At 73.9% G+C, this 14,135-nt stretch carries 10 protein-coding genes; 5 read left to right on the forward strand and 5 right to left on the reverse strand.

The features are described from left to right. Positions 1 to 2: 2 nt before the first annotated feature. The 5 genes from ACGH2B_RS02430 to ACGH2B_RS02450 all read right to left on the reverse strand — a co-directional run bounded on the left by ACGH2B_RS02430 (position 3) and on the right by ACGH2B_RS02450 (position 8,081). Complete coding sequence (locus ACGH2B_RS02430) at positions 3 to 476, reverse strand: roadblock/LC7 domain-containing protein (protein ID WP_399083294.1); 474 nt, start codon at positions 474 to 476, stop codon at positions 3 to 5. Beyond that, positions 466 to 2,469, reverse strand: a complete 2,004-nt coding sequence (locus tag ACGH2B_RS02435) for an ATP-binding protein (protein ID WP_399083297.1) — start codon at positions 2,467 to 2,469, stop codon at positions 466 to 468. Before ACGH2B_RS02435 ends, ACGH2B_RS02430 begins: the two co-directional genes overlap by 11 nt. A gap of 433 nt (positions 2,470 to 2,902) precedes the next feature. After that, entirely contained in the window at positions 2,903 to 4,639 is a 1,737-nt protein-coding gene (locus ACGH2B_RS02440) for a hypothetical protein (RefSeq protein ID WP_399083300.1), read from the reverse strand. Between the two features lie 68 nt (positions 4,640 to 4,707). Next, positions 4,708 to 6,849 carry a tetratricopeptide repeat protein gene (locus ACGH2B_RS02445; RefSeq protein ID WP_399083303.1) on the reverse strand — a complete coding sequence of 714 codons (2,142 nt, stop codon included), beginning with the start codon at positions 6,847 to 6,849 and terminating at the stop codon, positions 4,708 to 4,710. Between the two features lie 188 nt (positions 6,850 to 7,037). Continuing rightward, positions 7,038 to 8,081, reverse strand: a complete 1,044-nt coding sequence (locus ACGH2B_RS02450) for a LysR family transcriptional regulator (protein WP_399083306.1) — start codon at positions 8,079 to 8,081, stop codon at positions 7,038 to 7,040. Between the two features lie 687 nt (positions 8,082 to 8,768). Here ACGH2B_RS02450 and ACGH2B_RS02455 point away from each other — a divergent pair. The 5 genes from ACGH2B_RS02455 to ACGH2B_RS02475 are packed head-to-tail and all read left to right on the forward strand — an operon-like array spanning position 8,769 to position 14,119. Then, positions 8,769 to 9,608 (forward strand): L-tyrosine/L-tryptophan isonitrile synthase family protein, encoded by an 840-nt coding sequence (locus ACGH2B_RS02455; RefSeq protein ID WP_399083309.1) that lies wholly within the window; start codon positions 8,769 to 8,771, stop codon positions 9,606 to 9,608. Position 9,609: 1 nt separating this feature from the next. Then, positions 9,610 to 10,416 carry a TauD/TfdA dioxygenase family protein gene (locus ACGH2B_RS02460; RefSeq protein WP_399083312.1) on the forward strand — a complete coding sequence of 269 codons (807 nt, stop codon included), beginning with the start codon at positions 9,610 to 9,612 and terminating at the stop codon, positions 10,414 to 10,416. Positions 10,417 to 10,464: 48 nt separating this feature from the next. Next, positions 10,465 to 11,706, forward strand: a complete 1,242-nt coding sequence (locus ACGH2B_RS02465; protein WP_399083315.1) for a styrene monooxygenase/indole monooxygenase family protein — start codon at positions 10,465 to 10,467, stop codon at positions 11,704 to 11,706. Continuing rightward, entirely contained in the window at positions 11,703 to 12,845 is a 1,143-nt protein-coding gene (locus ACGH2B_RS02470; protein WP_399083317.1) for an LLM class flavin-dependent oxidoreductase, read from the forward strand. Before ACGH2B_RS02465 ends, ACGH2B_RS02470 begins: the two co-directional genes overlap by 4 nt. Further along, positions 12,842 to 14,119, forward strand: a complete 1,278-nt coding sequence (locus ACGH2B_RS02475; protein WP_399083320.1) for a styrene monooxygenase/indole monooxygenase family protein — start codon at positions 12,842 to 12,844, stop codon at positions 14,117 to 14,119. The genes ACGH2B_RS02470 and ACGH2B_RS02475 overlap by 4 nt, the downstream gene beginning before the upstream one ends. Positions 14,120 to 14,135 lie beyond the last annotated feature (16 nt).

Raw genomic sequence — 14,135 nt, forward strand, 5'->3', positions numbered from 1 at the left:
CGTCAGCGTCCACCCGCCGGCATCTGCCGCCGCGCGGGGGTGATCAGGTACGGGCGGACGCTCTTGACCAGCATCCCCATCTCGTAGCCGAGCACCGCCACGTCGGCTTCGCGGCCGGCGATGACGGCCAGGCAGGTGCCCGATCCGGCGGTGGAGACGAAGAGGAAGGTGGACTCCAGCTCGACGACGACCTGGAGGACGTCGTCGCCCTCGCCGAAGCGGACCCCGGCGCTGCGGGCCAGGGAGTAGAGGCCGCAGGAGAGGGCCGCGAGGTGGTCGGCGCTGTCGGGGTCGAAGCCGTGGGCGGCTTTGACCAGACCGTCGGAGGACAGCAGGAGCGCGCTGCGGGCGTGCGGGACGCGCTGGACGAGGCCGGTCAGCAGCCAGGAGAGGTCAGGTTGCGGACCGGTGTGCAGCGGGGTGTGCGCCTGGGGGTGCGCCGGGGTGTGGACCGGTGTGTGCAGATCACTCACCATGATGGGGCTCGTCTCCTCGGGGGCGGGCCGTCGGGGCCTCGGGGTCGGTGGGGCGGGGGTCGGTGGTGTCCGGCCCGTCGAAGGCCGGGCTCAGGGTGGGGCGGAAGGCGTCGCCCCCGGCCGAGTGCCCGGCTTCGAAGGCGTCGTCGGAGAGGCTGATGCCGCGCCGGAAGGCGGCCATCAGCCCCGGGTCGTGCTCCGGTTGGGATCCGGCGCGGTCCGCGGTGGGCCGCAGGATCGGTTCACCGCGCAATTCGGGCACCAGGTGTTCCTGACGCCGGCGGCGCGGCAGGGACGGCCGGGGCCCGGCGGCCCGCGCCTCGGACGGCTCACCGGCGGCATGCTCCGGCGGGGCCGCGCCGGTGGTGGGCCGCGCGCCGCTCCCGTCGGCCGGGGCGTCCTCCGGCGACGCGGCCGGGCCCGGCGCGCCCGTACGGGGGGCCGTCCCCGGCGTGGGGAGGGGTCCGCGTGCCGCCGGGATGGCCGGGAACTCCGCGGCCGGTCCGGACGCCGTGCCCGGTGGGGCGTACGGCCCCTCCGGGGCGGTCGCGCCGTACCCGCGGTCGGGTCCGGGAGCACGGTCCGGTCCGCGGACGCGGTCAGGCCCCGGCAGACGGTCCGGTCCGGTCACGGCGGGGAGTTCGCCGGTGGACGGGCCGGGCGTGTGGCCGTCGCGGGCGCCGGGCACGGCGCCGTCGAGCGCCCCGGCGTCCTGGCACTCCGGTCCGAGCAGGTCGCGCGGGAGGACCAGAACGGCCTGCACGCCACCGTAGATGTTGCTCTCCAGGCGGACCGCGATGCCGTGGCGCCGGGCGAGCGAGGAGACGACGAACAGTCCGATCCGGCCGTCGGCCAGCAGTTCGTCCATGTCGACGTGGTCGGGGTCGGCGAGCAGCCCGTTCATCCGGGTCCGCTCCTCCGGTGTCATGCCCAGGCCCCGGTCCTCGACCTCGACGGCGAGCCCCGCGGTGACGAGCTGGGCGCGCAGCAGGACGTGGGTCTGCGGGTCGGAGTAGACCGAGGCGTTCTCGACGAGTTCGGCGAGCAGGTGGATGACGTCGGCGACGGCGTGGCCGCGCAGCGTCCCCTCGATCTGCGGGACGAGCTTGATCCGCGGGTACTGCTCGACCTCCGCGATGGCCGACCGCAGCACCTCCGTCATGGCGACCGGGCGGCTCCACTGACGGCGGGAGAGGGCGCCGCCGAGGACGGCGAGATTCTCCGCGTGCCGCCGGGTGCGGGTGGCGAGGTGGTCGACGTGGAAGAGGCCCTTGAGCAGGTCCGGGTCCTCGACCTGGTTCTCCAGGTCGTCCAGCAGCTCGATCTCGCGGTGCACCAGGGACTGCAGGCGCCGGGCGAGGTTGACGAAGACCTCGACCTTCTGCTCCCCGGCGGCGGTGCTCCGGGTGAGTTCGACGGCCTCGGCGACGGCCGCCGAGGCGGCGTCCCCGGCCGCCGCCATCTCGTGGGCGAGCAGGTCGAGGGCGTCCCCGTCGGGCGCCGCCGCCGGTTCGGCCGCGTGGTGTGCGGGGCGTTCGCCCTGGCGCACCCGGTCCACGAGGGCCTGGAGTTCCGCCCGGTCGCGTGCGCAGCGGCGGCGCAGCGCGGTGCAGCGGTCGGCGGTGGCGCGCGCCTCGGAGGTGGCCGCGGCGCCCGCCGCGACCGCGACCGCGCAGATCAGCACCAGTGCGGCGAGCAGCACCGGCCAGGCGCGGCCGGAGAGGGCGGCGGCGCCGGTCTGGAGGAGGCAGACGACGGCCGCCGCGCAGACCGCGGTGGCGACGGCGCAGGGGACGACGGCGATGCGGACCAGCCTGGCCCGTATCACCGCATCGGCGGCCGAGCCGGGGAAGGCGGCCCGTCCGTGTCGGCCGCCCTCGCGGTCCCGCCGCCGCACCCCGGCGGGTACGGCGGCGGCCCCCGGGGAAGGCTCGGGTCCGTGGGACCCCGTTTCCTGGGACGTCTGGCGCCCCTGGGGAAGTGCGGTAGGCATCGTGCCCTCCGGATCGGCCATCGGCAGTTCGCAAAGCACGCACGGTAGTTGTTACCGGGGTGGGGTCCGGACCACCTTGCACCTTTCGCCACCCTCCGCCACCTCCGTACGGGGGCACCGACCGGACGCCCGCTCGAAGGGGTACGAATCGCCGTTCCCATAAGGGGTGCGGAAACATTCCTTACGGTGACCGGTGCCGGAGGGGGCTCAGGGCGGGTGCCGGGAGAGCGGCGACTGTCCGCGCACGCCACGCCGCCGGGAGGACCGGACAGGGGGCGGGGGGCGGACCCGCAAGCGCACTCACCCATTCAGAAGTGGCGTGTGGAGAAGGAGGATTGACGTAGCGTCACACACGCCCCGTACCCGGGTGCGTGACGCCCGCGCGCCCGTTCAGGTGACGGAGAGTCAGAAGTCGGGGAAGCGGTGCCGGGGTCTACGGGCCGGGGTCGAAGTTCACCCGGACGTGGCGGTTGCCGGTGCGGATGAGCAGGCCGTCGCGGAGGGTGGACGGGTCGGCGCCGCTGGTCAGCCAGAGGTTCACGGCGGCGCCCAGCAGCAGCGGGTCGAGCCGGGGGCGCGGGGTGCCCCAGGGGCGTTCGGCCACCGCCTCCAGCAGCAGTCCGTTCCGCAGCCGCACCAGGCACCGGTCCTCGGCCAGCGCGGCGGCGAGCACCCCGAGGCCCGGGAGCCGCTCGGCCTGCTGCGCGGCCCAGTCCAGGGGGCCGAGTTCGGCGTCGGCGGTGGCGCGGGCCAGTACCTCCGCGCTCTGCCGCCAGCGCAGGTTGGTCTCCTCCGCCGCGACGGCGTAGAAGCCGCGGGCGGCCTCGTGGTGCCGGGCGACGACCGGATGGCGCCGCAGATCCACCGCGCCGTCCGGATGGGCCGTCCCCGTCACGTCGAACGTGGTCGGCGGAGGGTGCTCGACCGGCTCCGGCGCGGGCACCGGCTCGGGCGCGGGCGTATGGCTCGGCCCCGCGATGCCCCGGTGGGCGAGGAAGCCGTACATCTGGCGTTGCAGCAGCTCGCCGGAGCGGTGCGGGGCGCCCAACTGCCGCTCGATGACGGGCTCCAGCAGCGCCGGGTCGTAGCTCTCCGCGGCCTCGCGCAACTGGGCGAGGAGGTCACCGGCGGGGTCGAGGCGGACGGCGCTGCGGCCGAACTCGGCGGTCGGGGAGTCCGGGTCCAGCTCGTCCAGACCGGTGGCGGCGAGGAGGACGGCGCGTTCCGCGGCCGCGGAGTACAGGGAGGTGCTGCCGTGGTCCCCGACGACGAGATCGCTGGCGACGATCGTCGCGCGCCAGCCCTCCTGCGGCGGGATGACGAGGAGTCCGGCGGCCATCGCCGGGCCGAGGTGTTCCAGGACGCCCGCGGGGCTGTGCCGGGCCCAGACGTTGGGGTGCAGTACGGCGGCGACGGCGAACTCGTCCGCCGGGAGCGCGGTGACCAGCCGGAGCGGGAGGTCGGGGTGGCGGCCCAGCAGGGAGTGCTCGCTCCAGGTGGAGTGCAGGGCGACCAGCCGGCGGCCGCCGCTGACGCCGAGCCGGGCGCGGTAGTGGTCCCGCAGCGGGAGGCTGCGGCGGATGCGGTCCATGCAGCGGTCGCCGATGACGGCGGCGCGCGGCACCGCCTCGGGGCAGATGCGGGCCAGGCGGGTCAACTGCTCCTCGTGGGAGACGCCGATCGCGGCGGGGACGAGCTTGCCGCGGGCCATGAGTTCGTACCGGGAGAGGCCGACGGGCGCGGCGTCGTCGCCGGTCGACTCCGTCACCAGGCGGTTGTACCCGGCGCCGTGCGGCATCACCATCAGCGGGGCGTGGAGATGGCGCATGGAGCGGTGCAGGGAGCAGGCAACTGCCAGGTCGAAGGGGCGGCGCAGCGCCTCCTGCCAGGTCAGCAGGCGGTCGCCGAGGCCGAGGGTGTCGAGGTAGGTGTCGAGTCCGGCGTCGAAGGCGGAGCCGGGGTTGACGGTGTAGTAGGTCTCGATGCCGTCCTCGCGCAGCAGCAGCGGGAGGACGTCCAGCAGCCGGGTCGCGGAGGTGAGGGTGCGGGCGACGCCGAGGACGTGGGCGCGGGCCGGGGACAGCGTGTTCCAGCGGGGCAGCAGACGCCGTGCGTGCTGCCGGGACCGGTGCGCGGGCACGGGCAGCAGTCGTCTGGGCAGCAGGGACAACGGTCACTCCGGGGCTACGGCGGGCGGGCGCGGGGATCACGCCGGGGCGGGACGGGGCGGGCGGCGGGTCAGCCGGTCGGCGGGCGGTCGTCCGCCCGGCGGTGCAGCCGTGCCATCTGGTCGCGGCAGGCGGTCCCGAGCCGGGTGTCACCGGTCCGCGCGGCGAGGTGGGCGAGCCGTTCCAGCGCGTCGTGGAGCTTGGCGGTGCGCCGTACCTCCAGGGCCTTCTCGGCGGCGAGCACCGCGTCGTCCACCGCCCGGTCGAGCTGCCCGAGACCTTCCCGCGCCCGGGAGCGGACGAGCGCGAGGCCGGGCAGCATCGGGGCGTCATCGGTGCCCACGGCGGTCTCCCAGGCCGGCGCGAGGACGTCGAGGGCCCGCTGCCACTGCTCGCCCGCGAGGTGCGCCTGGGCGAGGTTGTAGCGCTGGACGACGGTGCCGTGCGGGTCACCGGCGTTGGCCGTCAGGGCCTCACCGAAGAGGCCGAGGGCCGCCTCCCACCGGCCGCGGGCGAGCGCCACCAGCCCCTGGCTCTCCAGGATCACACCGCGCACCCGGGTGTCGGGGTCGGCGTCGGCCAGCGGCAGGGCACGGGCCAGCTCCCGCTCCGCCTCCTCGTACTCCCCCAACTCGTGGTGGGCGCGCGCGAGTTGGTTGCGCATCCGGACCTCGACGCCGGGCCGCTGCTCCCACTGGGCGGCCTCGATGCCCAGGTGGTGCGCCTCGATGGAGTCGGCGTGGTGCTTGCGGTCGTGGTAGAGCGGCCAGAGCGATTCGCACAGCCGCCAGACGGCGTCGTACCAGCGCTCCCGCTCGGCCATCCGCATCACGGCCAGCAGATTGCCTCGCTCGGCGTCCAGCCAGTCCAGGGCCTGCGCCTTGCCGGTGAACAGCGGTTCGCCGGCGGTCAGTTCCTCCGGGGTCCGGCCGGGGGCCTCCTGGATACGGAAGCGGCCGGGCGAGACGGCGCGGTCGGCGTGGGAGGCGGCGGCCACGTAGAAGTCGGTCACCGCCCGGCGGACCGTGCGGACCTCTTCGGTGGGCAACTCCCCGGCCAGCCCGCGGGCGTGGCTGCGGGCCAGGTCGTGCATGCGGAAGCGGCGCGGTCCGGCGGCGCGGCCGTCCGGGTCGGCGGGGACGACGAGGTGGGAGGTGAGGAGGTCGCCCAGCGCGTCGTCGACGCCGGGGGCGCCGGTGGCGGTGACGACGGCGCGGACGAAGGTGGTGCCCGGCAGGGCGCCGAGCAGCCGGTAGACCCGCCGGGTGTCGTCGGACAGTTCACCCAGTACGGAGTCGAACACTCTGTTCACCGTCCTCGTCAGGTCTCCGGCCGCGGATCCGCCGTCGTCGCCGCCCGGTCCGGTGGGCGGCTGCTGTCCGGCGCCGAGGCGGCGTACGGCGTCGCCGACCTGGAGGTGGGGGCGGCCCGCCAGCCACTCCCCCGCGGCGCGCAGGGCGAGCGGCAGTCCGCCGCACCGGCGCACCAGTTCGGCGGCGGCACTCTCAGAGGCGGCGATCCGCCAGCCGTGGATCAGTTGGATGCCGGCCGCCTCGTCCAGCGGATCCACGACGACGTGCGCGGCGCCGTCCATCTGGAGGCCCGGCATCCGGGCGCGGCTGGTGACCACGGCCAGTCCGGAGGTGGGCACGAGGGGGCGGACCTCGGCGGCGTGCTGCGCGTTGTCGATCACCACCAGCACCCGGCCCCCGGCGGTGGCGCTGCGGAACAGCGCCGTACGGGGGCCGAGCCCGGCGGGGATGAAGTCGGGCGGGACACCGAGCGCGTGCAGGAAGCCGCCGAGGACGTCCGCGACGTGGACGCCGCCGTCCCGCCGCAGATCCGCGAGGTCGACGTAGAGCTGCGGGCCGGGGCAGCGTTCGCCGAGGTCGCGGGCGACCCACTGGGAGACGAGCTGGGTCTTGCCGACGCCGCCCAGGCCCGTCACCACGATCACCGGCGCGGGCTCCGCCGGCCGTCCCGCGTCGTTCTCCCGGACGGCCGCGGCGCGGCGCAGCTCCGCCAGCTCGCTGCGGCGGTTGACGAAGCCCTGATGGGGCGGTGGCACCTGGCGGGGCACCCAGGACGGTGCGGCGGGCGCCACTTCGAGCCGTTCGATCCGGCCCGCCTGGATGACCGGCCCGGTGACCACCGCGCCGGTCGCCACCGTGTTGTGTACGTCCGCGGGCTCCCGCGTCCGGCGGTCGTTCACCGGCGTTCCCTCCTGCCGCTCCCACACCCCTGTGACCCCAGCGTATTCCCTCCGGGGAGGCGGGCGGGGGTTTCCCGGGAAGCCCGCGGCGGGCGGGGCGGGCGACGGAGCGCGGCGTCAACTCCCGTGCCGGTGGAGCGAGTCGGGGCACGGGCGGACACCGGGATGTACCGCGGGTCGGCGGCCGGTCACCGGTGGGCGAGGACGGTGCGGGGCGGGGCGGCGGATTCCTCGGGGGCACCGTCGCCGGGTGCGTCCGGGGCGTCCGGGGCGGCGGGGCGCGGCCGGTGGTCCGGGGCCGGGAGCGCATCCGAGGGCGGCGCCTCCTCGCAGGCGCGGCGGCAGGCCCGTTCGAGGAGGGCGGACCGCGGGGTGTCGTGGTCCGCCGCGGGCCGGGCGAGGCCGAACGTGCACGGCACCAGGTCGGTGACGGGGAGGTAGCGGACGTCGGGGCGGGGGTACAGCTCGGCGGCGACGGCGGGGAGGAAGGCGCAGGCGCCGTCGAAGGACACCGCGGAGAGGAGGGATTCGACGCGGGTGACGTGATGGTCGGTGTAGCGCACCGGGGCGCCGTCGGGGCGCGGGTCCGCCGCCCAGAAGGCGCGGCCGGTCCGGGAGGTCTCCGGGGTCAGGCTCACCATGGGGCGGTCGGCGAGGTCCGCGAGGGTGAGCGAGGCGCGCCCGGCCAGCGGGTCGGCGCTCGATAAACACGCCACGCGTGGCTCCGTGGTGAGCGGGTGGACGTGGAAGCCGTCGTCGACCGGCAGATAGACGAAGGCCGCGTCGATCCGGCCGGTGGCCAGCCCGGTCGCCTGCTCGACCAGGTCCACCACGCGCAGGTCGATCTCCAGGCCGGGGTACAGGGCGGTGAGGGCGGCGATCACCCGGCGGGTGGGGGCGAGCGCGGTGGCGCAGTCGGTCAGGCCCACCCGCAGCCGCAGCGTGTCGCCCGCGGCAGCCGAGGAGAGCGCCGCGTCGCGGAGTTCGTCGGTCGCACCGACGATGTTCCGCACCAGGGGCAGCAGCGCCCGGCCCACGGGGGTCACCTCCACCCGGCGGCTGGTGCGGGCGAACAGCCGGACGCCCAGCCGGCGCTCCAGTGTCCGGATCTGGAGGCTGAGGGCGGGCTGGGTGAGGTAGAGCCGCGCCGCGGCCCGGCCGAAGTGCAGCTCTTCGGCCAGCGTCAGCAGTGACCGCAGTTGCTGGACCGTCGGATCGTAGACACCAGCCATGGACGAATTCCCTCTCATTGATCAATGGGCGGCCCGCCGTCATCCATCAGGGATGTTAATCGATGAATGCTTGCGTGGCGCCGCGCCGGAGGGAGAAGCTGACTTCGCTTCAGCGTGCTGCGGGGGAAAGAAGCCGCTGAGTGAGAGGGTTCCGGAATTCTTGCGTCCTGCCCTCCTCTTGACCGAATCTGCCCGCAGGTCTGCGGAAGTGCTCCCGGGCACCTCATCCGGGAGCAATCGTCGAGCCGAACGCGGGGGATTTCCGTTGCCGTAGAGAAGCTCCGCCGAACTGGTGGAATCTTTGCGTCCAGAACGTCGGGGGAACGCAGCACCGCGCCTGGCGCGCGAAGTACGGGTCCTGCCCCTCCGTTGCCCTCCTCGCGTCCTGCTCCGTACCAGTGGCCGGCAGCGGTCACGGGGATGCCGGAACGCATCCCCTCCAGAGAGTGTCGGACGAATTCGCTCTGCCCGGCGCCCGGCCGTGACCGGGCGCGGACCGAGCCATCCAGATTTCTCGGAGGAACGGTGAACGACACCACGATGGAGGCGCCGACTTCCACGCAGGTTTCCCAGCGGGTCCTGGAACTCCTGTACCGGTACCGGCGTATGGACGAATCCCTGGTCGAAGCGGAAGGCGACTCCGCGGACGAGCCCTGTCTGGCGTGTTGCGAGGTACATCGGAGAAGAATGGAGTATTTCATCGGACGCGATGAGCCGATCCACTTCGTGGTCCCGGCTTTCCCGGCGAAATCTCCGAACCGCAGCAAGGTGCTCGGTGCCCTCCCGGACCTCGGTGAGCATCTGGCGCTGGGATTCCTGCAGTCGCTGTGCGACTACGTCGGCCACTTCTACCGTCCCGGCGCCCGGGTCACGATCTGCTCGGACGGCCATGTCTTCGGCGATGTGGTCGGCGTCGGCGACACCACGGTGACCGAATACCGGGAATCGCTGACGGAGATGATCGGCACCGCCCGCTGTTCCGGGATCGAGATGTTCGGACTGAACGACGCGCTCGGCGGCATGGACTATCCAGGGATGCGGAAGGTCCTGGAGGACGACTACTCCGCCCCTCTCGAAGAGTTGCACCAGAAGGTCCGCAGCGACCGCAGGACCCGCTCACTGTTCAACGGGATCCACCGGTTCATGTTCGAGGACGCGGTGGCCCGGCGCGGCGAATCGGCGTCCCGGACGAAACTCCGCAACGACTCGAAGGAGACGGCGTACCGGACCATTCTCCGCAGTAACGCGTGGAGCCGGTTGGTGGCCGAGAAGTTTCCCCGGGCGATACGCCTGTCGATACACCCGCAGCCGCCGCACTCGGAAAAGCTCGGGCTCCAGCTCATGCCGACCAGGGACGGCTGGCTCACCCCCTGGCACGGCGTGGTCCTCGACGACGGGGTGACCTGTTCCCTCGTCAAACGCTGGGACGCCGAGAAACTCAACGCCACCGTCGTGTGGCGGGACGGCCGGCCGAGCCACTTCATCGCCCCGCATCTCTCCGCGGGCACACCGGAAAGGGCTTCGTGACATGACACATCCGACGGCATCGCACAGCGGGTTGGTCCACACTCCGCTGCGGCCCTTCGGCCGGGTCGTGGAATCTCCCGGCGGTGTGCGCCTCGGCGACATTCCGGTCGAGGTGCTCGCCAGGTGGACCGAGGAATCGCGCGTACTGGTACTGCGCGGTTTCGACCTTCTGGAGAGAGAGGAATTCGCGGCGTACTGCCGCCGCTGGGGCGAGGTACTGAAATGGGAGCCGGGCGAGGTCATCGACCTGGTCGTCGAGGAGAATCCGAAGAACTACCTCTTCGCCAGCGGCGATGTGCCGTTCCATTGGGACGGCGCCTTCGTGGACGCCGATCCGCGGTACTTCTTCTTCCAGTGCCTGGACGCCACACCCGGCGCCGGCGGGGAGACGGTCTTCTCGGACACCACCGCGGCGTACCGGGACGCCGATCCGGAACTGCGCGCGCAGTGGGGCACCCTCAGCCTGACCTACACCACCGAGAAACTCGCCCATTACGGCGGTGAGGTCACCGAACGGCTCGTCTCCCAGCATCCGGCGACCGGTGTGCCGGTACTGCGCTTCGCCGAACCCCTGGACCCGGAGCTGTACAAGAATCCGGTCCGGGTCCGGGTCGACGGATTCGATTCGGCGGACGCCGAGGAATTCCTCGCCTCGATGGCGGAGCGGCTGCACCGCCCCGAGTACTGCTACGCCCACGACTGGCAGGCGGGGGACATCGTGATCGCCGACAACTACGCGCTGGTCCACGGCCGTAACGCGTTCACCGGCCCGACGAACCGGCACCTTCAGCGGGTCGAAGTCATCTGAAGACGCGCACAGGACCTTTTCCCGTCCCCGCACCGGTGGAGCGAAAGAATGAGCATTGGCATTGTGGGTGCCGGAATCTCCGGCCTGCACCTGGCACTTCGGCTGCAGCAGTTCGGTATCGCGACCACGCTGTACACGGCCCAGGAGCCGGACGGAATACGCAGCGGTCCGCCGCTGAATTTCGTCACCCGTTTCGACTCCACCAGGAGGCGGGAGAAGGCCCTCGGCGTCACCCGGTGGCTGTCCGCCGCGTACGACAACGCCTGGATGCACATGAGCGTCGAGGGTCCCGGCGGGTTCGTGCTGCGGGGCCGGCTGCCCGCACCGGCCAGTTCCGTCGATTTCCGGATGTACCTGGCCGAACTGCTGGAGACGTACACCGGGCGTGGCGGTGACACCGTGCTGCGGCGGCTCGGGGGCGGGACGGAGCTGGCGCGGACGGCCGGCGACCACGATCTGCTGGTGGTCGCGGCCGGCCGGTCCGCTCCGGCCGAGGTGTTCGGCCGGGACCCGGACCGCTCCCCGTACCGCACCGCACCGCGGCTGCTGGCGGGCGGGCTCTTCCACGGCATCGCGCCGGCCGATCCGCCGGGGATGACGATGCACATGGTCCCGGGCGCGGGCGAGATCCACGCCCCGGCCTACCACTCGTTCTCCGGTCCGGTGACCGCCGTGCTGATCGAGGCGGTGCCCGAGGGGCCGTTCGCCGCGGTCACCGACGGCCACCGGAACGATCCGGAGGGGTTCACCCGGGAGGTGCTGAAGCTGATCACCCGGCATGCGCCGCTGCTGCGGGAGCGCGTCGACGCGCGGACGTTCGCCCTGGCCCGGCCGGTGGACATGCTCCAGGGCGCTCTCACCCCGGTCGTCCGGCGCGGCTGGGCCGAGCTGGACGGCGGCGGCCACGCACTGGCGATCGGCGACGCGTGGATCACCAACGATCCGCTGACGGCACAGGGCGCCAATCTCGGCTCGAAGCTGGCCTTCCAGCTCGCGGACGAGCTGCGCGACCATCGGGGCGCGTACGACGGGGAGTTCTGCCGCGCGGTCTCGGAGCGGATGTGGGCCACGGCCCGGCCCGTCGTCGACTGGACGAATCTCTTCATCGGTACCCCGCAGCCCCAGGTGGCGGCGTTGCTGACGGCGGCGGCGGGCGATCAGCGGGTGGCGGACGCGTTCGTCGCCAACCTCGACCGGCCGGACGCCATGTGGCGGGTGGTCAGCGCACCCGAGCGGGTCGAGGAGTTCATCGCACGGTCACAGTCGCGGACAGTGAGGAGCGGGGTATGAACGTCGAGGTCGGCCTGGTCTGGGACGCGGTCGGGGACATCGCCGGCGGTCGCGGGCTCCTGGAGGTCGCGCGCGGCGCCGGACTGGACACCTTCCTGGTCTTCGACCACCTGATCAACGTCTTCCCCCGGCAGGCGTGGGACACCGGTTTCAGCTACCAGGCGGAGGCGATGCCGACCCCGGACCGGTGCCTGGACTTCGCCACCGTGCTGGGCAACTTCGCGCCCCAGGCCGGGCCGGTGCGGCTCGCGGTCGGCGTCACCGACCCGCACCGCCGCCACCCGGCGGTACTGGCCCAGACCGCGCTGACCCTGGCCCAGCTCACCGACCGCGCCCCGGTCCTGGGCATCGGCGCGGGCGCCGAGGAGAACCTCGCGCCGTACGGCGTGCCGCGCGAGCGGAAGGTGAGCCGGGTCGAGGAGGCGCTGCAGATCCTGCGGATGTTCTTCGGCGGCGAGGGGCCGCACGACTTCCGGGGCGAGTTCTTCACCCTGGACCAGGCGCTGATGGGGCTGCCCGCGCCCGAGGGCAGGACCCCGCGGATCTGGCTCGGCGGCAACCGCGACCGGATGCTGCGGCTCGCCGGCCGCTACGCGGACGGGTGGCTCCCCTCGGAGCTGATGTCCCCGGACGCGTACGCCCGGCAGCTGGCCGTGGTGCGGGCCGCGGCCACGGCGGCGGGCCGCGATCCGGACGCGATCGTGCCCGCCGGCGGGGTGCCCGTCGTGGTGGCGGAGACCGACGCGGCGGCACACGCCCTGCTGCGCGCCGCGCCGCTGCGGTTCATGGCGCTGCACGCGGGCGCGGCGGCCTGGCGGGCGCACGGCGCCGCGCACCCCTTCGGGGACGGCTACCGGGGGCTGGCCGAGCTGCTGCCGCACCGGCTGACCCGGGCCGAGGTGGCGAGCGCGATGGCCGCCGTCCCGGACGAGATCGTCGCCGCGCAGGCGCTCGTGGGCAGCCGGGAGACGGTGCTGAAGCGGATCCGGGAACTCCTCGACGCCGGGATGCGGCACCCCATGCTGATCCCGGCGTCGGCGCTGGCCTCCCCGGAGGCCGCCGGGTACACGGTGGAGTCCGTGGGCTGGCTCGCGGAACGGCTGCGGACGGCGGCCGCGCCCGAGGGGAGCGCGGTATGACACGGGTCGGCATCATCGGCGCTGGCATCTCCGGCCTCCAGCTCGCCCTACGGCTCCAGCAGCTGGGGGTGGCGGCGACCGTCTACTCCCCGCAGGACGCCGACGGGCTGCGGGGAGGCCGGCCGCGCAGCTTCCCGGCCCGGTTCGCCCCCACCCAGGAGCGCGAACGCCGGCTGGGCGTGGCCGCCTGGGACTTCCCGGACGCGCAGGTGCACCACTGGTCGGTCACGCTGCACGACGCCGGGCCCCGGCCGGCGTTCTCCGGCCGGCTCGTCCCGCCGTCCAGCGTGGTGGACTTCCGCCTGTACCTGCCGCATCTGCTGAACGCGTTCACCGACCGCGGCGGTGCGCTGGAGGTGGGCGAGCCGACGGTCGCGGAGGTCTCCCGGCGGCACGAGCTGACGGTGGTGGCGAACGGCAGCCGCTCCGTACGGGAGTTGTTCCCGCCGGTGCCCGAGCGCTCGCCGTACACCACGCCGCAGCGTGTGCTGTGCAGCGGTGTGTACTTCGGGTTCGCGGAGCCGCTGCCGCACTCGCTGGACATCCACTTCCTGCCGGGGGCCGGGGAGATCCTGCGGATGCCGTTCCACACCCCGGCCGGGCGGGCCGACGTCCTCGGTATCGAGGCGGTGCCCGGCGGGCCACTGGAGGCGATCAGCCGGGTGGACCCGGAGGCCGATCCGAAGGCGTTCCACCGGCAGGTGCTGGACCTCGTCGCGCAGTACGCGCCCTCGCTGCGGGAGCAGGCCGACACCGGTGCCTTCTCGCTGATCGGGCCCGGGGAGGTGGCCCGGGGCGGGATCACGCCGGTGGTCCGCCGCGGGTGGGTGCCGCTCGGCGACGACCGCTGCGCGCTGGCGATCGGCGATGCCTGGATCACCAACGATCCGCTCACCGCGCAGGGCGCCAACCTCGGTTCGCGCTCGGCGTTCACGCTGGCGGAGCTGATCGCTGCGGCGCCGGGGCCGCTCGGCGAGGAGTTCTGCCGGTCCGCCTCCGCCGCGCTCTGGGACCACGCCCGGCACGTCGTGGCGTGGAGCAACGCCTTCCTCGCCGAGCCCGAGCCGCAGGTGACGGAGGTGTTCGCGGAGGCGGCGCGGGACCCGCGGGTGGCCGACGCCTTCATCAGCTCGCTCCACGACCCGGTCGGGATGTGGCGCACGCTCGCCACCCCGGAGGGCGCGGCGGCCTTCCTCGCCCGGCACCGGGGGCCCGGCCCCGCGCCCGAACCCCCGGCGGCCCGGCCACACCCGGCCGAGTCCCGGCCGGGGTGACAGCAGCCCGGCTCCC

This window comes from Streptomyces sp. BBFR2 (assembly GCF_044497305.1).
Classification (GTDB): domain Bacteria; phylum Actinomycetota; class Actinomycetes; order Streptomycetales; family Streptomycetaceae; genus Streptomyces.